We start from the raw sequence: 22,377 nt of genomic DNA, 5'->3' as shown, positions 1-22,377 counted from the left end.
TTGATCTGCTAAGATTATGTTGTCGCCAGTAGCTTAAGAGCCGGACGAGCTATTGAACCGGAAGGGCTCGCGCAGAACCCTCTGAGCCCCCTCGAAATCTGCGAGACGTGCCGCGAGAGTGGAAGTAGCGAGTCGTTCAGGAAGGGCCTCGTTGAACTTGAGGCCTCGCACAGCGCGCGGATCAACATCTGGAAGCACTAGCATCCCGGCAGTCTCTTGCAGCCCTGCGCGGAGTTGATCCGGAACCAAGTCAGCACGCAGCCTCACCGCCATGTCGTCGCAGCGCTGATTGGGGTCGGCCAGCCCTCCGAGCGTGGCAACAAGCGTCAAATTGGCCTTCATCCCTGCCCAAGTCCACCAGACAAGATCGCCCGAATCACGGCGCACGATGACGGTACTGTCGGCATGAACGACATCGGCTGCGTCCGCGCGTACGGCATCGAGGCGCGTGACGGCACGTTGTGAGAGCTTGACCGGTGGATCCGCACCGAGAAGTACCTCCCGCATTGCGCGCATGAGGTCGAATGATCGCGCGCTCAAACCTGGACTAATCCACCGGGCACGGCCACCGGAATCGACAGGGTCAACGAAACAGCGCTTGCGGACCCAATCAATATACGTGACCTGCCAACTGCGGCCAGCTAACAGGAGCCGTCTGGGCCCTGCGACCTTGTCCGTGAGCAACGAAGGATCCGTGCGGCCGATCTCGCGCCGACCACTGAGAACGGTGAACTGGGGCGCGGCGGTAAAGACGGCCGTGAGATTCATGAAGTGCCGGTGCCCGAAGCGCTTCTCGGCCTCGGGACCGATGAACAGCATGCCATCGTCGGAGTCGACGTAGCCACCAGCCACGAGGTGGCTCACGATCGGCCCGTTCCCCGATCCAAAGCCTGCAAGCCCGTTCCAAGCCTCGGGCCACAGCTTTCCGCCCACCTGGTGTTCCTGCAGGCAGAGGGCGAGCAACTGCTGCGCGGCGATGTGCCGGGGCTCCGGCGGCGCGACGACGGGCTCCACCCAGTGGCGGGCCCAGAGGGTGAGCAGCCCGGCCGCCTGGACGAGGTCTTCCTCCGTAAGGGCGAGAAAGAGACAGTTACGGATAGTCTCGGCGCGCCGACCGGTGCGTCCGAGGCGCTGGAGGAACGCGGCCACTGTGGCGGACGCGCCGACTTGGATGACACGGTCGAGGTCTCCGACGTCGATGCCGAGCTCCAGGGTGGAGGTCGATACGATCACGCAGTCGCGGGCTTCGGCGAATGCTGTCTCTGAGCGCCGCCGTTCGTCCAACGAAAGAGAAGCGTGAGACAAAAACACCGTCAGACCACGTTCGCGCAAGGCCGCGCCGAGTTGCTCGACGAGTGTGCGCGAGTCGCAGAAGACGAGCCTCTTTTCGCCGCGGTGCAGCTTCTCGATCACGGTCGCGGCGTTGGAGATCGTGCCGACGAAATCGAGGGCGATGTCGCCGGGCGGCGGTTCAGACGGTTGCCCGGCCGGTCGAGCCGACGCGTTGGGGACGACGACGCGGGCCGGCCTCGAATTCGCTCCGGCACCTTGAAGCCAGGTCAGCAGGTCACCCGGGTTGCCGACCGTGGCGGAAAGACCGACGCGCTGGATCGGGCGGCCGACGACACGAGTGACGCGTTCGAGGACAGCCAGAAGATGCCAGCCGCGGTCGTCGCCGGCGAAGGCGTGTACTTCGTCTACGACGATGGATCGCACTCCACCGAAGAACGCATGGTGATCTACGTTCGCGCTCACCAGCATCGCTTCGAGCGACTCCGGGGTGGTCAGGAGGACGTCGGGACGCTCCCGCAGGATTCTGCGGCGCGCGCCCGCCGTGGTGTCGCCATGCCAGAGCGCGGCGGTACGGCCGACCCAGTCGCTGTACGTCTCCAGGCGTGGTAGCAGATTGTTCAGCAGTGCTTTGAGCGGGCACACATATAGGACCGAGGTCCCCGTCCACTGCTCGGCAACCATGCGGCTGAGCATCGGGAACATCGCGGCCTCGGTCTTGCCGCCCGCAGTCGGGGCGAGCAGTAACGCGTCGTCGCCGTTCATGACCGGGTCGATCGCTTGCTGTTGCAGAGGCCGGAGGGACGGCCAGCCGAGAGAGTTCACGATGTGGTGGACGAGGGAGGGCTGCAAACGGTCCCACGCGGTCGGCTCGTCTGTCGCGACGTTCACGGCAAGTCGAGTTCGACGTCGTCCATGCCGGGGGTCGCACCACCGGTCGCACCACCGGCTGCGGCATTGCGTTCCACTGCGGTCAGCTCCTGGCTACCGAGAGTCAGAGCGTAATGTTCGCGAGGACGGAAGTCTTCGAACTGATCGACGCGGTCGAGCACGTCCCCGACGAGCTTCTTCAGATAGAGGCGCGGTGCGATTCCGACTTGGCCGCCGAGCCCGCCCGTCACAGCTTTGGCCAGATCATCGAGGTAGGCGGCATCGACGAGCTCGGTGATGCGGTCAGGCGTCGAGGCTCCGCCGAGATAGAGGTCGCGGACCCGGCTGCCGAGCTCGACAAGGCTGCCCTCGTCGAAACCGGGAAGCCGGATTTGGACGGCGCGCGGGTTGTCGAACCGGGGGTCGGTGTTGAAGTCGGTGGCCAAGCGCTGGGCCAGGGGAGCCAGGCGCGCGGCGCCTTGTCGGCCGTCGTAGAACGCGGGAGTGCCGGTGATGACCAGGTACAGTCCGGGGAATCGGCCCGAATGTACTTCGTCGATCAGCTGACGCAGGGCATTGAGCGCTTTGTCTCGTGCGTCCGCGCGCACCCGCTGCAGCGTCTCGACCTCGTCGAGAACCAGCAGGAGGCCGGCATGGCCGGAGTCACGCAGGACGGTGAGCAGTCCTTGCAAGAAGCCGAGTGCGCCGAAGTGGTCGAGGTTGCCACGCACGCCGGCCGCTTTGCGCGCGGAGGCGGCGACGTGCGGCTGCCCGCCGAGCCATGCGAGCACCGCATCGGCGGAAGCATCGTCTCCCGCCGCGCGTGTGGTGCGGTAGCCGCGCAATGCTGCAGCGAACATCGGGGCGGTACGCGACACCTCGGCCAGCCGCGTAGCGAGCAGTTCGTCGACTGCCGCTACCAGATTGCTTTCCGAAGCACCTGCAGCCAGCGAGTCCTCTTCGAGAGCGTAGAACCAGGCGTCGATGACGGCGCGCAAGGCGCTGGGCGGGAAGCTGGAAGTGGCCAAGCGTTCGCACAACCGCCGATAGACGGTTTCCAGCTTGTGCAGCGGAGTCTCGTTCTCAGAGACCTGTACTTCCGCAACGGCGAAGCCACGGCGTTTGGCGCGTTCGCCGAGCCAGCGGGTGAAGAAGGTCTTGCCCGAGCCGTATTCGCCGCGCACGGCCTTGAAGACGGCGCCCCCGGCCGCAGCCGTGTCGAGTTCGACATCGACAGCGGCTTCGAAACGGGATAAACCGACGGCGAGAGCGCCGAGACCGACCTCGGGGACAGCGCCGCGCCGCAGTGCGTCGACAATCTCGCGGCGCCGTGCCGGGGTGAGCGCGGCGTCGGGCTTGGTGGATGCGGTCATCAGCCGGCGCCGGGTAGGTCGAACTGGCGGCGTAGCAACTCGGTGTTCAAGCGCAGCATCCGATTGCCGTCGATGATTTCAAGGACTTCGACCTGATCGTAATTGAACAGCCGTTGCAGTGTCACAGCGAACCCGGCGGCACGGGCGGCCGGCTTGTTCGCCCGCTGAGCGACGAAGCTCAGCGGAGCCACCCCGCCTGATTCCAGCAGTGCGAGCAGCGCGGCTTCGATCGCATCTGCGGATTCGGGCCGCGGCAGCGCGCCGAGCTGGGCATCGAAGAGCTCGGAATCGCGGAGGGCCGCGAGCAGCGCGCTGTGCCGGGATGGGCGCGATCCAGACGTGGATCCGACGACTTTCGCGGTGCGGTCGGCGCTCGATTCGGACACCGGATCGGTCCGGCCAGCTCTCGAGTCGACTGGCTGTTCCAGGAACAGGTCCATCGCCTGCTGGCCCTCGACCTGCTTGCTCCGACCCCGGGGGCGGCGGCTAACGGGCGCCAGTTGCTGCAAGGGCGAGCCCTCGCCGGCGTCCTCGTCGGTTTGGTACAGGTCACTCAGGCGTGTTCCAGACTCGGCATCCATCCACCACGCCGGCTCCTGCGGCCCAAGCTCACGCCAGCCCTTGGGCACGTTCGCTCCGTGTGGGAGGAAGGCCAGCACCGGGATGGCGACTTCGGCGAGAGATGCACCCCCGTGGTACCCGGCCTTCTGATCGGTGTAGCGCAGCTCGGTGTCCCAGAGCGCGGTGATCTCGCCGGATCCGGTGACCACCCGCGTTCCTGCCAACAGGACCTCGCCGTCAGCCACCGTTCCATCGATGGTGCGGTGCCGTGCGGAGAGCGGGTCGCTCGCACCTGTCTTGCGGGCGCCGCGGTCCAGCATGTGTCCGTGGTCGGAGGCGATGACGACGGCGCGGCCGGTATCGCGCGCCATCGTGAGCAGCGATTCCACACCCAACAGCTCGCTTATGGTCCAGGCGGAGACCGGGCGTTCCTCCTTGAGCCGGTCGTCGATGGTGTTGACGACGACGGCAACGTGTACCTCGGGCCTGCTCAGGGCATCGGTGAGCTCGTCTCCCAGCACGGAGCCAGCCAGGCCGCGCAAGTCGGCCTTGTGAAACAGGCGCACCGCCGCACGATTCCAGAAGTCGTGCTTCTCGAATCTGCGGCGCTCCTCATCTTGCCTGATGTCGGCGAGGGATCCGGAGAAAAGAGAACCGCGCGAGACGCTGGTGAGGGTCGGCAGCGCCGCGAACATGGCGTGACGACGCGGGTGAGAGCCGGAGGCCTGACCAGTCGGAACGGGCACGGGATCGTACTCGATCCACTGCCGGCGCAGGTGACGCGCCAGGCCCGTGGCGACCGCGCCGCTCATGCCGTCAAGGAGGAGGAACAGCAACGGCGTAGCAGACTCGGGCTGGTCGGCTTTCGCACTCTTGACCACGGGAGCCAGGACACGCCGCGCGAAGGACTCCACAGTGAGTTCTTCGCCGGACATGGACCCGTCCGCCGTGTATTCGGCGAGTCTGGTGGCGAATTCCCGGTCGATGGCGCGGCGTCGGTCGCGGACAGCGCCGTAGAGCTTGCGGAAAACCGCCTGTAGCTGCGCGTCGGTGTCATCGCCGTCGAAGACGTATCCAAGGGCGTGATCGACCCATGCGTGATCTGCCGCAAAGCGGTCGAGAGCCTGAGGCGCCGTGGCGAAGTCTGGACGCGGGTCGCAGGCGAGCCAACTGGTCAGCCGCACCGCCATGCGTACCGTCTCGACCCGCTGCGGAGTCGTGTCGAAGCGGGCGAGAGCGTGTGAAGAAAGGTCATCGAGCGCATGCCTGAGCGCTGAGAACGCGAGCTCGTGCTCGGCCCTGGTCGAGCCGATCGTCGACAGGCAGGTCTCCAACGCGCTGGCGACAGCCGTGAAGCGCGCATCGAGTCCGGAGGGAAGCAACGTGCTCAAAGCAGCTGCATCCTCGGCGCCGAACTGGCGTACCAGGCTTTCCGCGCGGTCCAGAAGATACCTCGTCGCGGGATCCAGCTCGCCGACGACTCGGGCAAGCCGCGTGCGCACGTACTCGGCCACTGCTTGGCCATACGTGCTCAACTCGCCGTCGGACGGCGTGCCATCCCGGAAGAATTGTTCGGCGCGGCCCTTGGCCCGATCGCTCGACGCGGGCGCGTGCGGGAGCCACAAGGCGCTGTACAGCAGGCCGATCGGGACGGACTGCTCACCGGACCCGCTCTCGCACAAGGCAAGTAGGACCTTACCTGCCTGGCCGGTTCGTTCGGCCAACCAGCGAGTCAGGCCCCGGCGCTCGGCGGGGCGCAGCGCGTCAAGACGTGACACGCCGTCGGGGGCGCAGGTCCAGTTGAGCAGAACCCGGAAATCAAGGCCCGCCGGGTCGAGCGGATACGCGGCGGTGGACAGACGGCGCGCCGCGAGGTGAGCAAGTGCGGTGTCTTTGGACAAAATCGTGCCGACGAGTTTCTGATCACGGCCGACGCCGGAGTCGAGGAGTGCCTCGGCAGCCCAGCCCTCGTCGGCAAGCCGAGGGTCGAGGCCGGTCGCGCCGGACGCCTGGCGCACGGCCTCCCAGAGGTCGGTGATCAGCACCCGGTACCGGAAAACGTGCGCGAGCACGTTCGGACCGAGGTCGTGCTCCTCGGCGTCGGTGATGATCGCGAGGAGCGACTCGTCCCGCGTCTCGGCGTGTCGGACGATGAGCTCCCAGACCTCGAGCGGAGACACCGCCGTGGCAATGCGGACATCATGACCGTCCGGTCCGGGTAGCGTGGCGGGTCCGTTCCACGACGGGGCGCCGCGCACCAGGTAGACGCGCGGCTCATCGTCCTGGGGCAGCCGCCTGTTCAGCAGGAGCTGGCGCAGAGCTGCCAGGTGGAGCGGACGTGCGGCAGCACGCGGCGCCGACGTGTCGGAGGCGATGCTCATTCGACCACCTCCCACGTGACCTTGATCTGTGCGTTCGGGTGCGCCTTCGCGAAAGCGAGGAGTTCGGCGAGTTCGGACTCGGCCTGAGAGACCAACTTTCGAGCCGCGTAGCTTCGGCTCCCGCTGCGTCCGGATGCGCCGGATGATTCGGGCCCGCGGCCGGCCGGCTTGCCGGTGTCCGGAAAATCGTGCCCCGAAGTACCGATATCGATGGTCGGCTTCGACTGCCCTCCGCCTTGGCCGTCGGTGCCATGGGTCGGCGGCTTGGGCTGGGGCTGCCGCTTGGCGTTGTTCACCCGCTCCAGCAGGGCACGGACATCGCGCCGAGTCCGGTCCAGGACCGGCGCGATCGGGTTGGTCATCTCGTCCGCATTGGCCGCACTGCCCAGCGTGCTGAAGATCTCAGCAGCCTCGAGGTCGAAGGGCTCGTCGAGGTCGCGCGCGAACTTGAGGAAGTCCCACGCAGTGCCCTGGATCGCGGACGCCACCTCGTGCGCGCTGCGAATCGACTTGCCCAGACGCTCCGCGGGGCCGCCGAGGTCGGCGTTCGCCAGAGCTTCGACGAGGGTGACCGGACCGATCGCGTCCTGGCTCAGGGACTTGAGCATCTCGACGGCGCGCCTGGCCGTGTTCAGCCGGCCGCTACTCGCCGTGGTGTCGAGGCCGAGGTCCCGGGCGTGCAGCTCCAGGGATTGCGCCAACGCGATCGCCGGGCCCTGGTACTTGGCCACCTCGGCAGTCAGAACCTTGGCGAACTGGGCAACGATACGGGCGCGGCGCAGCTTCGGAGTGGGCCGCATCCCGAAGATCGTCTCGGATCGCACCCGGGCCTCATCCCAGTCCTCCGGCGAGGGCAGCGGCTGCGCGCGAAGAGTCCAGTCGGCGTTCAGCTTCGTGACGTCGGTCAGCTCGGCCAGGCCGCCATGGTGGTACCAGACGCGGTCGGTCCGCTCCGCGTAGGCCGCGAGGATCAGGTTCGCCACCTTCGGGTCCAGGCCATAGTCCCCGTCCGCGTCGATCCACGAGCGCATCGCTGCGACTTGGAGCGCGCCACCGGCTTGCTTGGCCTTGGGCTCGAACTCGTCGACCCAGTGCGTGCCGAGGGTGAAGTAGGACTCGTTCACCGTGCCGATACCCAGCCGATCAGCGATGCGGCGCATCAGGTCCCGCTCGGCACGGGTGGGGACCTCGGCGAGGTTCGGGGTCTCCTGGTTTTCCGCGGCCTTGCGGATGAATCCCGCGACAGCGCGGATATCGGCGTCACGGACGAGGTCCGGACCGAGATCCGGGTGCTTGCTGAACTGCCGGGCGAGCAACTGGCCGGCCAGCGCCCGCAGAGCCTCGTCCAGGTTCAGACCCATGGGGCGCTTGAGAGCGACGGTCGTGAGCGGAACGAGATGGTCGTCGTAGTCGTCGACGTCGCTGGTGGTCCGATCGGCCTGCCCGTAGGCCTGCTTGAGTACCTTGCGCACCCGGTCGAGCAGAGCTGACTTCTGGTTCTCCAACTCCGTGCGTGCGCGCACGCGGTCGTCCGGGGACAGATGGCTCGCGTTGGACTCGAACCGCTGCCCAGCGAGGACGTAGTCGATGACGGTGAGCTCTTCGAACTCCCGGAAGCGCTCCCTGGTCATGTGTGCCGGGATCCAGCAGACCGTGCGGGTATCGCTGCCGAGGAGTTCCTTCATCCCGTATGCGCGGGATCGATCGTCGGCCGGGCCGTTGCCCTTCTCGTCGTACGGCAGGTCGATGACGAAGCGCCAGCGGTCCGGCTCCATCGGAGCGAACTGGCCGTCAGCGAGGGAGGCCGGGTCGAAGATGTTGCCGAAGACGACCTCGACGCTTCGTGCCGAACCACGCCAGACCAGGTCGAGGGTATCGACGATGGCCCGGTCCCCCTTGGCCTCCTTGAGGCCCAACTCCTCGCGGACGAGACGCTCCATGAGGGAACGGCGATTCTGGGCGTTGTTGGCGCCCGCAGCCTTGGTCAGGACCGACTTGTAGTCGACGGTGACGAGCTTGAGGGAAACTACCTTGTCGCTCTCGCCGTCGCTGACTCGGATCCCAGGCAAGGCCACAGCCCAGCGCGCCAGCTTCTCCTGGACGATCCCGGATTCCAAGCCGGGCAGCGGCGAAGCGACCACTCCGTGGTTGAGCGCGGTGAGGCGGCGAACAGTCAGGTTCTGGAACGCGGGGACCGCCGGAGCGAGGCTGGAGAGCAGCAGGGTTCCGATGAGCCGATTGTCGGTGCGGTACTGCTCGGCGCGCCGCGCTAGTTCCGGGACGACGTCCTGCGGGCTGCGCAGGTACCGCTCGACGTCCTCCTGGGTGAGCTGGTGCTCCCCAAGCAGATAGGGAGTGACTTCCTGTCGGTAGAACGCCTGAGCCTTGTGGAACTCAGCCTTGAGATCCTCCATGAACGGCTCGTCGCCGCTACGGCTGATCACGTCGTACAGATCGCCGAGCGGGATGATGTTGCCGAGCTTCGCAGTCTCGCGCTGCTCGACGAGAATCTGCTGGATCAGCTTCAGAGCGGTCCGCGAGCGCATCAGCGAGTCGGAGATGCGGACCAGGGTGTCCATGAAGGCGGGAGTGAACGGGTAGGACTGCTGAAACGATTTCTCGTCCGCGCCGGTCGTACTGCTGCCGTTGTCGCCGAGCAGCGCGTCCCACACGGCAGGCTGGATGCGCTTGATGCTCTGGAACGCCGCCGCCATCTCGGCCTCGTGACCGCCCTTGGGCTTGAGCAGCCGTTTGCTTGCGATCTCGGGGAGGTTCGTGTCGGCGAGCGTGATCTGCGTGAACCTACCGGCGGCGAGCTTGAGCGTGTCCTGGATGGAGACTTCAGCGGCACCTGCACTCAGCTCATCGCCGACCAGCTCGCGCAGGTCGCGCTGCCGAGCCAGCAGCGAAATCACCGGAATCGGCCGGACGGCACCGCTGCCCTCGACGAAGTTCGTGATCTTGCCGGCCTCCCGGCCGACGAACTTCTCGTCCTGGATCGACTGGGCGAGCCAGAGCACGATCTCGTCGACGAACAGCACGAGCGCGTCGAAGCCAAGCTCCTTGGCGTGTGCCGAGATGACGGACAGGCCGCGGTCCAGCGGGATGAAGCCGGTCTCGTCCTCCCTGGCGTTGCTGAAGAAACCAGGCGCGTACGTCAGCTGCATGTCGGTGACTAGCTTCGCGCGCAGTTCCTCGGGCGACGTCGGGTTGACGAGGTCGAGTGTGTCCAGGCTGTCTGATTGGGAGGCGGACAGGGCGATGTCGAGCCGTTCCGGCGTCCACGCCCAGGCGTCGTCGCCCCACTCGTCGTCGAAGGCCTCCGCCGCGCCCTCATCAGACAGGCCCTTGATGAAGTCGACGTCACCGAGGCGTGCCCGCATCTGCCGCACGTTGTCGAACAGCGCGTCGGTCCGGTACACCTGCGGGATCGGCGCGTCCGGGCGGATCTTTCGGACATGCTCGACGTAGCCGCCTAGCACCCGCTGCTCTATCGACTTGGCACCGAGCATGTGCAGCGGAACGACGAGGAATTCTTTCGTCCCGAGCCAGTCGTCGTGCCGACGCAGCAGCGGCGCGAACGCGTCTATGGCGCGTGCGTCGGGCAAGTTGCGCAGCAGGGCGTAGAGAACGGCCATGTAGTGCGACTTGCCGGAGCCGAAGGAACCGTGGAGGTACGCGGCCTTGGACTTACCCGAGTCCAGCGCCGACTTGATCAGGTCCAGACCCTCGCCGAAGTTGTCGACGAGCTTATCCGTGACGACGTAGTCGCCGAGTGCTTCGCGCAAGGACTCTTCATCGCGAAGCGCCTCGGTCAGCTTGAGGACGAGATTCCCTGCATCGACCCGTTCCGGGATGTCGATGACCTCGCGCAGCAGCGGCTGGCGGACAGGCATTACGACGCGTCTCCTTCGAGGGTCTCGTCCGCGGGGGCGGTCTTCTTCGCGACGGTCTTCTTGGCAGCACGAGCTCGGGACTTGGCGGCGGGAACCCAGGATTTCAGGTCCTCGTCGGTCAGACCCAGCTGTTCCTGGAACTGGTCCAGCACGCTGGAAAAGTAGGTGGCCGGCGTGCCCGGGTACGGGTCAAGTGGCTCGTTGTGCCACTGCTTGACCCAGGGTTCGAGCTCGAGGAGACCGGCCAGGTAGGGCGTCAGTTCGACAGCGGACCAACCGGCGTTCTGCATTCGGTCGACCACCAGCATGGCCAGGGCCTGCGCCTGCTCCCGGTGATCCCACCCGGCCCAGCCGAGCACCTCGATGTCGCCGAGGGTACGGGTGTAGGAGATGAAGCGTTCCTTGGGCACGTCGAGCCCACCGCGGTAGGCCGCATACCAGGGCTGGAGAAAGTCGGTGGTGACGTACTTGGGCGGGACGGGGATGGCGTCGCGGATCTTGCGCTTCTTCAGCTCGTCCGGCTCAGCGTCTTCGAGGCGCTGTTGCTCCCAGACGGACTCCCAGACGGCGCGCTTCGCGAGGCCGGACGGCTTGTATCGCAGGGCAGCGAGGAAGGGGACCTGCTCCTGCTTGATCAGCTCGGGGACGAGGGCCGAGAGATGCTCGCCGGGGGCGTAGAGTTCAGCGACATCAACGAAAGATTTGTCGTTGGCGAGTTCGTCGGCGAGTTCGGACGGGGTCCACGTGCGGGGCTGCTCGGTGCCCGTGGCATCCACGGCGTACCAGAGATGACGCTGCTCGATCCGGTCGAGAAGCCAGTCACGGAGCGCAGCATGCTTCTGGTCTTCCCAGTACCAGGGCTGGCTGCTAGTCGCCAACAACCAGCGACGCTTGTGCTCGGGACGTTCGAGCAGGCCGAAGCTCTTCGGCTGGGCGTTGATGAGCTCGATGCGGCGCTCGACGATGGCGCGATACTCCTCGGGCCACTCGGCGGGAATATCAGTGGTCTTAGTGGAACGGTGCCGCCGGATCCACTCGTCGGTGTCGATCCCAGCATCAACGCGACGCGCGAGGATGATCTCGAAGGCACGCTGGCCGTGGAGGAGACCGGATTCGGGAAGCGAGCCTTCGGGAGCGAGGTAGTCGGAAGCGTTGTGGCCCTCGGGGAACAGGTTGTAGAGCCCGTAAACCTGCCAGTCGAGCTCCTCCTGCAATAGGATCATACGAGCGCGAAGACTGTCCCACTCGGTCTTCGCAGCTTTGATGCGGACAGCAGTAAGGGGAGTGCCCGAGTCATTGGCGATAGCACGAGGGCTCACGGCGGCAAGCTGTCGCGCTAAGGAGTCAAGTTCAGCAGCTAGGACGCCCGGAAGCACCTTGGGCAGCGGAAGGTCTTGAACATTTGTTGCGTTGAACTGAAATCGAGCCGTCCACTTCTCAGATTCGACACTGCGGCCGATGCCATTGCTCGGCTTGTCCTGGCACATTTGCTTCAGCCAGAAACATGCAGTCGACGAATTAAGCACGCCGAGCACGTCGAGATGATCCTGTTCGCTTGAGCCGGCCCGCAGTTTGATGACGGGCGCGGTCCGATTGAATACACTCCCGCCCCGATCGAGCGCGAAGTGATTGTGTGTCGCCACTTCACCGAAAGTGATCGTCAACGGCGTCTTAAGCTTGCTCGACGTCAGACGGCCGTATTCATACCATCGCAGACCGCCCTGAATCTTCGTCTTACCACCGAATAGGATGTTGTTGGCCAGGTTTGTCCGACCAGGCCACATATAACGCAGGAGGCCGGGTTCATGGTCGATCACAATAGGCTTGAAGTCAGACCCATAGGGGAAAAGAGCAGCACTATCATGTTCCCCAGCCCAGTCCCTAATCCCATCGCCTAAGACCATCGTCCGGACCAGATCTTGCGGCACACGGTTACGGCCTGCGCTGCGTGGCGGTAACACATAAAGGTCGTCCTCGAGCGTAAAGCTGACGATCCCGACCGAGTCGGCAATAGCGCCCAGCGGCCCTGTGGCACTCCTTTCAATCTCGTTTACCAACTCCAGGCCGCCTGCGGCCAGAATCCAAGGATGCTTCCCGAAGTAGCGCTTACGATCCAAATCCTCGATCGAGACGAATCCACCCACGAAACCCGGCTCGTCGATATGATCGCGGATCTCCGACCACACTCGTCCTTGCGCCGGATCTGCGGGGGCCGAGGGCTCGCCTTGGATGCCACGGACGGTCCGGACCTTCTCCTGGCGCCCTTGCCCAGAGCGTCGCTTGCCGATCATGATGACTGTCGGGGTCCCGTGTCCAGGGATATACGCGCCCGAGGTATCGATAACCTCGGTGAGCTCCACCGAGTGCGCGAGGAACACCTGGATCAGTCCCTTGCCAAACTCGCGCTTCATGAAGTTGTTGCCGGTGATCTGACCCACGTAGCCCGGCTTGTTGTCCGTCCCCGCAGGCTTCGCCAGCTGGAAGAATCGCTCCGCAAAGGGCACTGTCAGCACGTACTTGCCGGTGCAGCTCTTGTACAGCTCCCGGTACAGCTCGCGCAGTTTGGCATCCTTGATCGCGATGTAGGGCGGGTTTCCCACGACCGCGTGGTACCGGCCCTCCTCGAGGATCCCCGGGTGGTCATCCACATCCTCGAATGCGTACTTGAAGAGAGCGAGCTCGTCTGCGCTCTCTTGCCCCCCGAACAGCGTGTCAGCTCGCCAACGCTCCTTGATCAGCGAATCGCCGACCGCCAGGTGCATTGGCCACTCGCCATTGACGGCCTCAGCTAGAGTCTTGAGGTTTGCCGCCTTCATCGCCGCGATCAGCAGCCGGAACCGCGCGATCGAGACCGCGAACGGGTTGATGTCCACACCGTGCACTGCGCCAAGCGCTTTGCGGACTCGGGCCCAGCGGTCCAGGTTCGGGGACTTCTGCTCCCATTCCTTCAGTATCCGCTGAAACGCACCTAGCACGAAGTGGCCCGACCCGCACGTCGGGTCGATCACCTTCACCACGTCGTACCCGAAGTCCCGGATCGCAGGCTTCAGGGTCCGGTCGAGAATGAACTCTTCGATGAACTCAGGGGTCTGTTTGAGTGCGTACTTGTCCTGAGCCTCCTGCGATAGATCCTGGTACAGATCACCCAGGAACCGCGTGCTCCACTCCTCGTCGCAAAAGTCGTGCACGACCGCCGTGTCCGAGCCCGGCGCCGCCGGCGTCCGCCAGGAGTCGATCAGTGCCTTTGCCGCGAAGTGCGACAGCGGGATCTCGTACAGCGGGTTGTGCTGCGGGTCGAACATCAGCCGTCCGGCATCGCCCGCCCCCAGGTCCGCGAACGCCGTCAGCAGCCAGTCGCGCGGGTTCACCTTTCCCTCGCCCTGGGCCAGGAACTCCGTCTGCGACTCCTGCGCCAAGGTCAGCTGGTCGGCCGTGTGCCCCGCGATGTAGGCCGTCTCCTCCCCCAGCAGTCCATTGTCCTCGCAGAACCGGACGAAGACCGTTCCCAGCACCCACGCCACCGCAGCCTGCGTGACGCGCTCCTTGCGCCACATCGTCCAGCTGTCGTTGGTCCGCTTGATACGGAACGCGACGGCGTGTTCGGTCTTGAGCTTGGCCTCGAGACCCTCGACCTCCGAGATCTGCGCGGTCAGGTCCTTTTCGGCCAGCTTGACCTGGTTCTTCAGGTCTACCAGCAGCTTCGCCCGGTCAATCACTTGTCCCGCCCACCTACCGTCTCGTTCTCCACACCGACAGCGCCGTCCGCACCGCGGTGCTTGTTGGTCGCCCACTCGTCCATCAGCTTGATCCAGCCCGAACCTGCCTGCACCCTGACGATCTCCGTATGCAGACGGGGCGGATTGCCCGCGTCTTCGGCCGGGCACAGCAGCCACAGCGCGCCGCCGCCGGACTCGCTTCGCTCGATCAGCCGCCCGAGCAGACCGAATCCACCGAAACGCGCCAGCACCTCGGCGTCCGCGAGCAGCACAGGACGTCCCAGATTACCGTCTGCCACGCTGGCCAATACCGGTTCGACGTCACTCCACGCACTCGCGGCGTACTCCGCGAACTTAACCGCGGCACGGCTGCCCAGCTCCGCGCTCGCCGCAGTCAGGATCGTCTCCCAGGTCGGCTTCGGCCTGCTATCGACGCGCGCGTGCAGTGCTTGCAGAAACAGCGCTGCGACATTCACCTCGTGCGCGTCGTACCGTGTCGCCAGTGCCTGACGGGCCAGGTTGTAGCTCGCCACCTTCACCGTGAGCGCGCGGAAGCCGCCGCTCTGCTTCGCCTCCGTCAACTGTGCGTCCGTTCGATGCGCGGCTGCGCGTGCCGGGTCGTTCGCTGTCCACTGGTCCTCACGAGGCCTACTCGGGCTGCGCAGCGCGGTGGCGTAGTGGCCGCTGCGGAACGTATCGGTGCCGTTGACGTCCCCCGCGCGGGCGACGAACACGACGTCGCCGTTTTTGAGCGTCTTCTGTTCGACGTCGAACCCGGCCTGATTGAGCAGGTTCGCCAGATCGGTCGACTTCTCAGGAAGGCGGGTCGTCAGGCCGGGGAAGCGGGCAGCCACCCGATCCTGGACCGTCTTGGCGGTCAGCCCGGGCTCGTTGCTCTTCGAGTTCTTTGCGCCGCGAACGACCAGGCCGGCCTGTGAAAGGCGCAGGGCGCGCACAGGCTCCAGGTCGCGCGGATAGATTTCGTAGCGGGCATTCGACGCGGCGTCGCGTGAGGCCGCCGTCGACAGTGTGACCAGGCGTGACTCCGTCAGAACGACCGGGCATCCCCGCGCCGATTCCACGAACCCGGTCATTGCGGCGGCAAGTTCTTCCAGGACCGTGGTCGGGGCCGCGAGGGCGTCACGCGCGGCCAGGCCGTCGGCCGCCTTGCCGAGGCGGTCGGCGAGGTCGAGCAGAGCCGGTCCAGGCGGAGTGTCTGCCGGATCGTTGTCCTCGTCCACTTCGAGGGCGATGAGCGTGATCTGTGCTCCCGCCTCTCCATGCTGACGCAGGCCGAATCGCCGCGTGTCCCCCTGCCAGTCGGCCTCGTAGGCCGCCCGAACCGCTGCCAGCGCCATCGCCTGCCTGACGCCTTCAGCGTTCTGCATCGTGCCGCGGCGCCTGATCAGCAGGCCGGCGAGCTCCGTCGCCGAGGCGACACGTCCGAGATCGGACAGCAGCTCGACGAGTTCGGCCCGCAACTCCCGGATGGCCTTGTCCTTCGCCCAGAGTTTGCGTTGCTTGCCGAGGATCTGTGCGACCCGGCCGCCGCTCACGCCGACGGCTACGGCGACCTCGACGTTCCTCGGCCACGCCGACAACCCGCGCGGCCGCGTACCGCGCTCGTCGGGAAGCCCCAGCAACAGTCGAGTCGCCTCAACCTCCGTTGCGTTCCCGCCCTTGTCGTCGAGGAGCGGAACGAGCCTGCCGACGAGAACGTCCAGACTCAAGATGCGCAGGGCGTCCGGCGACTGGTCGCGAAGGGCCTGCTTGAACTCGGCCTCTGCGACACTTCGATTCTCCGGCGACAGTGGCGCAGGCTCGGGTGTGTCCCTCGGTTCGGTGGCGTTGAGCAGCAGCCGCCAGTGCTTCATCCTGGCGTTGATCTCGTCGCGGGTGCGCGCGCCCAGGCCGGGCTTGTTGACTAGACGGCCGGGCGAAGCGTAGCCGAGCAACTCACCGACCGTCGTCAGACCGAGGCCGGCCAAGAATGAGGAGGCCCGCTGCGATAGTCCGGAGGTGAGCAACGCGGTCTCGGCTGTCACCTCCTCGGCTTGCGCCGAGTGCGGCAACTCGCCCAACTCCGCCGCTGCCACCTTTTCCGAAGTGGTCGCAGTCTGCGGATGCAACGTGTGACCGCCGCTGCCGCGCCGGGCAACCGGCTGATCCGCGAGAAGGAAGACGCGCTTCCAGTCGTCGCTCATCGCCTTGAAGTCCGGATACCGCTCAGCGGTGTCGCGATGCAGAGCCCTGCGGAAGAACCGGGTGAGGCCATCGCGGATCGAGGCGTCGAAAGCCTCGGAAGCGATCTTCGGGTACGGCTCCTGTTCCGGGTCGGTCTGCTTCGGATCGACCTTGCCCGAGCCCCATTCGGGCAGTTCGCCCGAGGCCATTTCGTGCAGGGTCACGGCCACGGCGTAGCGTTCGGCGTGGGGATCGTAGTGCGGCCGCTTGAGCGAGCCCAGGAAGGGATCGAGATAGCCCTCCGTGCCCGCCTTGATCTGCTCGACCGGGTAGCCGGCGAGCGAGAAGTCGAACAGGACCAGCCGCTTGGTCTCGTTGGACATCACCCGGATCGCGATGTTGTCCGGCTTCACGTCGCGGTGCCAGACGCCCTCGCTTTCGAGGAAGTCAACGGCTGAAAAGAGGTAGTCGCCGTAGAGCTCCAACTGGTCCGTGAGGAGCCGGCCGTCCTCGCGCAACTGCCGGGCAACGGTCTTCTCACCCGCATGCTCGAGCACCAAGGTCGTGCGCCGGCCCAGCTCGATCGGGTTCGGCACAGCCAATCTGATGATGCGCGAGTCATTGCGCAGCTTGCCGAGCACATCCGCTTCCCGCCGCAGCGCCGCCTCGTACTTACTGGAGCGGGCGACCTTCAGCACCACGAGCGCGCCGTCTCGTGAGGTGTCCTTCGCCAGCAGCGCTTTGCTGGTAGAGCCCATGCCCAGCTGACGCTCGACGAGGAATCGGTCGGCGAGGAGGGTTCCCTTCACCGCTTCGAGGGGGTCCGGGTCCTCCTGCGCCGGCTCGGCCACCGCCTCAGGAGCAGTCAGCCGGTCGTCGATGTCGTCGAGCAGTTCAAGGATTTCATCGACGGTACGCACCCGCCGCAGCGGGTCGTAGGCTGTGGCGCACTGTACGAGAAGGTCGACGTCATCCGGAAGGCCGTCGACTGCCGAGGACGGTGACAGCCCGCTCTCCCCGGCCAGGCGCCCGATCAGCTCGGCCTGGCTGGCAGCCGGCGGTTTTCCGGTGAATAGCAGGTATGCGAGGGTTCCGAGACCGAACACATCCAAGGCGATCGGATCGGGGTCGCGCGCTGTCAGCTCAGGCGCGAGATACGCCTCAGCGGCCGTGTCGATCGACAGCTCCTGATGTGACGGAACGGCCTCCAGGTCCTTGGTGATGCCGCGCCGACCTGTCGCGACTGCGGTCGAGCCCGCGGTGAACCGACGAACCGCGGTCTGCCACTCGGAGATCTGGATTCGCGGAGCAAGCCACGACTCCTCGTCGCTGCCCTCAGACCGGGAACCTTTGCCGCGTGGTCCTGGGATCACATGGATGGCGCGCGCACACAGCGTGCGGTGGAAGGCACGGCGGCCATGCGCGAACCTGATCGTCTCGGCGATCTGGCGGAGCAGGTGGGACCGCGTGAGCATGTCGAGGCGCTCGCCGTAGCGGGCCATGTACTCATCGAGACGCAGCGTCTCGGGGTGGTAACCGTAGATCAGGGCGGGGCCGGCCGGATGCCCGTTCTCGGAGTAGTCCTCCAGCTGCACCAGTCCCGGGTGCAGAATCCCCTGCAGAACCTTGGCCTCGCGCTCCGCTACTCGGTTCACCGACTCGCGCAGCGATTTATCAGCATTTCGCTCACGCAGATAGATGCGTACCCTACGGAGCTTGCGCAACGATTTGTGGGAGGCCAGGTAGTCGGCCCAGTTCTCACCGGTATCGAATGGCCTGGGCTTGAGCTGGTAGGAGCCGACCTCGTACTCGGCGGCGGACCTCCCGATCCCGATCTGATTGAGGAGATCCGGCAGCTTGTTCGACATGGCGACGTCGATGGCACCGCGTCCCCCACCCGGCCCGGTCAAGAGATCCAGGATGCCCTGGAGTGGCGTCCCGGCCTGCGTGCTGCCGTCCTTGCCGTAGAGCTTGAGCACATCATTCGTGCTCAAGCGCACGTTCAGTGAAGGGCTTGTCAGGAAGACCGCTTCAGAGACGTACGGTGCCCGTGCACGGCCGCCCGACCGGTTCAGCGCGTCCTGCAGAAGCCCTCTGAGCTCCTTGGCCTTCTGGTTAGCCAGGTGCACGGCATTCGTGTGCGAGCGCTCGTGCCCGCTCGGGGTGTGCTGCACCCACCCGGAGCCGGCCGTCTCCAGTCTTCCGTGCCAATCCTTGAGCTCGATGAGATACAGACCCGAAGGGCACGCCACCAGCAGGTCCACCTCGCGTACGTGCCCGGTGTTCGCAGTGAACGTGAAGTTCGACCACGCTCGGTACGGCGCGGCGTCCGGTAGCCCGTTCTTGACGAACTCCAGGCCCTCCCGCTCATGCTGGAACGCCGACTCGGTGACGGTCACCCACCGGCCGTCCCGCATAGCCGCACCCCTCTGCTCCATCGCCGGTCACCTGCCAAATCACTAGCCTATCGCGCAGGAAAAGGCTAGTTGCGGACCTCACCGGCTGCGCACGCCCCGCCACCGGGCCGTCGTCCTCGCCTTCAGTGGCGCGACTTCCCCAAATAGTGCGCATAAACCAGTGCCCTGATGCCATGATGTCCTATCAGTCGATGAGAGGAACCGTGAGTCGATGGCACTGGACAGCGTGCGGCTGGGCGAGCTGCTCGCGAGGATCGGGGACGGGAAGATCCAGCTTCCCGTCTTCCAGCGCGACTGGAAGTGGGACGATGACCGCATCCGCGCGATCCTCGCCACCGTCGCACTCGACTTCCCCCTCGGGGTCGTCATGACGCTCGAGTGTGGTGGCGAAGTCCAGTTCAAGGCCAGACCGCTGGCCGGAACGCCCGCGCAGCCGAGTGCCGAGCCGGAGCAGTTGCTGCTCGACGGCCAGCAACGGCTCACCTCGCTTTACCGAGCCCTGTACTCCGACACCCCTGTCGACACAATGGACAGCCGGAACAAGCCGCTCCGACGGTGGTACTACATCGATATCCAGGCAGCCGCAGAGGACGGCGCGGACCTGGAGGAGTCGATCTGGTCGGTCCCCGAGGACAAGGCGGTGCGTGACGACTTCGGCCGGCGCGTGGCCCTGGACCTGACGACACGCGAGAGCGAGTGCGCGGCGGGGATGTTTCCGCTGAACCTCGCTTTCGACGTCACCAAGACGAACGGGTGGATGTTCCAGTACACCGGCGGCAGTGAGCAGCGGCAGGCGCTGTGGACCCGGTTCCAAGAGCAGGTCCTCAACCGGATTACGCAGTTCCAGGTACCGATGATCAAGCTCCCGAAGGAAACCTCGAAGGTCGCGGTGTGCACCGTCTTCGAGAAGGTGAACACCGGGGGCGTCATCCTCAACGTCTTCGAGCTGCTGACGGCGACTTACGCCGGCGACAGGGAGTACTCGGCCGCGCACGAGGGGAACGACTTCAACCTGCGTGACGACTGGGACGCCATCCGGGGCAAGCTCTCTGCGGCGTATCCGGTGTTGGAGGGCTTGGAGAGCACCGACTTCCTGCAGGCCATCGCCCTGGCATCCTCGTGGGAGCGGAGGAACGCGGTCCTCGAGTCCCGCGCCATCGGCCCTGTCCCCGCGGTCGGCTGCAAGCGTAAGGATCTGCTGAATCTGCCGCTCGCCTCCTACGAGGCCTGGAGCCCGCGCATCGCCGCCGCGCTGGAGTGGGTGGGCGGCTTCTTGGGCCGGCAGCGGATCTTCCAGAAGATGGACCTGCCGTATCGGACTCAGCTGGTGCCGCTGGCGGCCATCCGCGCGGCACTCGGCGCCGAGACGGACCAGCCCGAGGTGGAGGCCAAGCTGCAGCGCTGGTACTGGTGCGGGGTACTGGGCGAGATGTACAGCGGCAGCATCGAGACGCGATTCACCCGAGACGTCGAGGAAGTACTCGACTGGGTGCACGGCAGGCTCACCGACCGAACGTTGCCCGACACGGTCGACCGAGCCGACTTCGGCGAGCAGCGCCTCACCTCGATGGTCAGCCGCAACAGCGCCGCGTACAAGGGGATCTACGCCCTCTTGATCAAGCAAGGGGCCGTGGACTGGTATTTCAGCTCCGCGCCCATCGATCAGGAACTCGTCGAGGGTCAGAACATCGACATCAGAACAATCTTCCCGAAGGGCTGGAAGTCACCGGTGCCCGTCGAAAACCTCGATTCCAAGCTCTCGAGCATCGTGAACAAGACGGCCCTGTCGCATCGGGCAAGCACGTCTCAAGGCAAGCGTGCTCCCGGTGCCTACCTGGAGCTGATGGCGCGAGAGTACGGCCAGCCTGACGATTGGTTCGACGACATCGTCGGGACACACCTGGTGAGTCCGAAACTACTGCGCGCCAACGACTTCGATGCCTTCTACGCGGACCGGGTCGATCGGCTGCTGAAGTTGGTCGGCGAAGCGATGGGCAGGCCCGTCACCCGCACCTCTCACGGCGATGATCTGGAGGGCTGATTTACATGGGCCCTTCTCCAAATGCCGCCGTCATCGCGGCTCTCATCGGCCGAAAGCTCAGCATCCTCGAACTCCTGGCCGTGTGGGACGCGCGGGTTCGCGGACACGAAACGAACCAGCGCATCGCGATCGACCTCGACCGCCACGGCTTGACGACGGTGCCCGCATTCGACGTCGGCCCGAGTGACACCCTGGTCGAGGTCGTGTCGCTGGAATCCCTCAGCGCCTCCCCGACGGCGGAAGAGTCGGTCCTGACGGATGAGCAGGAGGACCCGCTCAGCACACCGCCGCAGACGAGGCTGAAGGTCAGTTTCCTGCCCAGCGCACGCGCAGGCATGAGCAGCCTCTCCTCACAGAGCACTCTCGAGGAGGCACTCGTGCACATGTTGATCGGCCAGAAGTCCGAGATCGCCGTCATCGATGAGCCCAGCACGCTGCACGGAGTCGTGAGCTACCGGGGCATGGGCCAAGCACACGCGGCGAATAAGCAGCAGACCCTCATGAACGCCATGGATTGCGAACCTGAAGTCATAGGCGTCAACGACGATCTGCTAGAGGTCACACCTCGCATCCTGGAACATGGGTACGCCCTCGTCCGCGACGTGGACGGCAGTTACTGCGGCATCGTCACGGCAGACGACCTGGCTAGGCAATTCGCGGTCATAGCCGGTCCTTTCTTCCTTGTGGGCGAGATCGAGCGGAGGTTGCGTCGTCTTCTCAACAAGACGTATACCAAAGCCGATTTCCTGGCCCTGACCAACCAGAAGCACAGCAGCGCGGACGAGCTCATGTTCGATCAATACAAGCAGCTGATCAGCCCGGCGCACCGGTGGCAGATGCTCGGCTGGAACCTCGACAAGAAGCTATTCTTGGATCATCTGGACGCTGTCCGCAAAGTCCGTAATCAGATCATGCACTTCCGCCCAACCCCAATGACGGATACCGAGCACAATCACCTGAAGGCTCTTCGCCATATGCTCCTGGTTCTTGACCCGGACTGATGTGAAGCCTCCTCCTCGGTGCGAGCAACGATGCGCGTTCCGGGCTGCGTCAGCAGGCCGCTCAGCTTGCGGCATCGCGTTGCCGCCGAGGCAGAGGGCCGCTTGGCTGAACTCCGTGAAGTACCCGAATGTCCCAAATTGTGATGGCTAACCTCCAATAGCTCGCTTGGGAGAGTGCAATGGATGGAGTCGAGCAGGTTGTCGGAGAGCTGGCGCCGATGGTCGCCGTGGCGGTGAGACAGTACGGGGCCGACCTACTCACGCGAGGAGAAAATCAAGCCGCCGACCTCACAGTCGGTGTAGCTCGACGGGCGCTCCGGAAGCTGCTGAAAAGCACAGCCAAGCCGGAGGCCCTGGCCGAAGCTGTCAACGACCTGGAGTCCGCTCCGCAAAATTCTGATGCAATGGCGACGCTGCGCCAGCAGTTACGGAAGATACTCACACAGGACTCCGAACTGCTCGGGCAGATTGCTGCCATGCTTCCACATACCGGTGCCGAAGCTTCCGCCGGCGGCCAGCGAGCCGTGGCCATTGGCGGAAATAACACCGGCGCCGTGAGTACTGGTGACCACTCAGAAATACACGTCCACTCGTCAACGGACTCCTAGTTGTGAACGTCGACGCCCACGAGGGCCGCGGCGATGCCC

9 protein-coding genes are annotated in these 22,377 nt (G+C 65.4%); 3 read left to right on the top strand and 6 right to left on the bottom strand.

Features of this window, described 5'->3' with window-relative positions; translation table 11 throughout:
* Nucleotides 1-33: 33 nt before the first annotated feature.
* The 6 genes from ACTRO_RS25925 to pglW are packed head-to-tail and all read right to left on the bottom strand — an operon-like array spanning nucleotide 34 to nucleotide 18,670.
* On the bottom strand, nucleotides 34-2,181 hold the full coding sequence (locus ACTRO_RS25925) for a DEAD/DEAH box helicase (RefSeq protein ID WP_034267108.1): 2,148 nt from the start codon (nucleotides 2,179-2,181) through the stop codon (nucleotides 34-36).
* Nucleotides 2,178-3,533, bottom strand: coding sequence for a BREX system ATP-binding protein BrxD (gene brxD, locus ACTRO_RS25920; protein WP_157436449.1), 1,356 nt, complete (start codon nucleotides 3,531-3,533; stop codon nucleotides 2,178-2,180). The genes ACTRO_RS25925 and brxD overlap by 4 nt, the downstream gene beginning before the upstream one ends.
* Nucleotides 3,533-6,475, bottom strand: a complete 2,943-nt coding sequence (pglZ, locus tag ACTRO_RS25915; protein ID WP_034267102.1) for a BREX-2 system phosphatase PglZ — start codon at nucleotides 6,473-6,475, stop codon at nucleotides 3,533-3,535. Before pglZ ends, brxD begins: the two co-directional genes overlap by 1 nt.
* Nucleotides 6,472-10,371, bottom strand: a complete 3,900-nt coding sequence (pglY, locus tag ACTRO_RS25910) for a BREX-2 system ATPase PglY (RefSeq protein ID WP_034267098.1) — start codon at nucleotides 10,369-10,371, stop codon at nucleotides 6,472-6,474. Before pglY ends, pglZ begins: the two co-directional genes overlap by 4 nt.
* Entirely contained in the window at nucleotides 10,371-14,087 is a 3,717-nt protein-coding gene (gene pglX / locus ACTRO_RS25905; RefSeq protein WP_034267095.1) for a BREX-2 system adenine-specific DNA-methyltransferase PglX, read from the bottom strand. The genes pglY and pglX overlap by 1 nt, the downstream gene beginning before the upstream one ends.
* Complete coding sequence (gene pglW / locus ACTRO_RS25900; RefSeq protein WP_211244411.1) at nucleotides 14,084-18,670, bottom strand: BREX system serine/threonine kinase PglW; 4,587 nt, start codon at nucleotides 18,668-18,670, stop codon at nucleotides 14,084-14,086. The genes pglX and pglW overlap by 4 nt, the downstream gene beginning before the upstream one ends.
* Nucleotides 18,671-18,899: 229 nt before the next feature.
* On the opposite strand from pglW, the gene ACTRO_RS25895 reads away from it, so the two are divergent.
* From ACTRO_RS25895 to ACTRO_RS47515, 3 genes are all read left to right on the top strand, one after another.
* Nucleotides 18,900-20,729, top strand: coding sequence for a DUF262 domain-containing protein (locus tag ACTRO_RS25895; RefSeq protein WP_034267088.1), 1,830 nt, complete (start codon nucleotides 18,900-18,902; stop codon nucleotides 20,727-20,729).
* 5 nt (nucleotides 20,730-20,734) lie between these two features.
* A complete protein-coding gene (locus ACTRO_RS25890; RefSeq protein ID WP_034267085.1) occupies nucleotides 20,735-21,730 on the top strand; it encodes a CBS domain-containing protein in 996 nt (331 codons plus the stop codon).
* Between the two features lie 179 nt (nucleotides 21,731-21,909).
* Complete coding sequence (locus tag ACTRO_RS47515; RefSeq protein ID WP_157436448.1) at nucleotides 21,910-22,338, top strand: hypothetical protein; 429 nt, start codon at nucleotides 21,910-21,912, stop codon at nucleotides 22,336-22,338.
* The last annotated feature ends 39 nt before the right edge of the window (nucleotides 22,339-22,377 follow it).

Source organism: Actinospica robiniae DSM 44927 (assembly GCF_000504285.1).
GTDB classification, from domain to species: domain Bacteria; phylum Actinomycetota; class Actinomycetes; order Streptomycetales; family Catenulisporaceae; genus Actinospica; species Actinospica robiniae.
This window is presented reverse-complemented; position numbering and strand designations above follow the sequence as displayed.

What these genes read in the sequence shown, in the direction of transcription:
- brxD (WP_157436449.1), bottom strand. Translation starts at nt 3,533, where the DNA reads ATGACCGCATCCACCAAGCCCGACGCCGCGCTCACCCCGGCACGGCGC.
- pglZ (WP_034267102.1), bottom strand. Translation starts at nt 6,475, where the DNA reads ATGAGCATCGCCTCCGACACGTCGGCGCCGCGTGCTGCCGCACGTCCG.
- pglY (WP_034267098.1), bottom strand. Translation starts at nt 10,371, where the DNA reads ATGCCTGTCCGCCAGCCGCTGCTGCGCGAGGTCATCGACATCCCGGAA.
- ACTRO_RS25895 (WP_034267088.1), top strand. Translation starts at nt 18,900, where the DNA reads ATGGCACTGGACAGCGTGCGGCTGGGCGAGCTGCTCGCGAGGATCGGG.
- ACTRO_RS25890 (WP_034267085.1), top strand. Translation starts at nt 20,735, where the DNA reads ATGGGCCCTTCTCCAAATGCCGCCGTCATCGCGGCTCTCATCGGCCGA.
- ACTRO_RS47515 (WP_157436448.1), top strand. Translation starts at nt 21,910, where the DNA reads ATGGATGGAGTCGAGCAGGTTGTCGGAGAGCTGGCGCCGATGGTCGCC.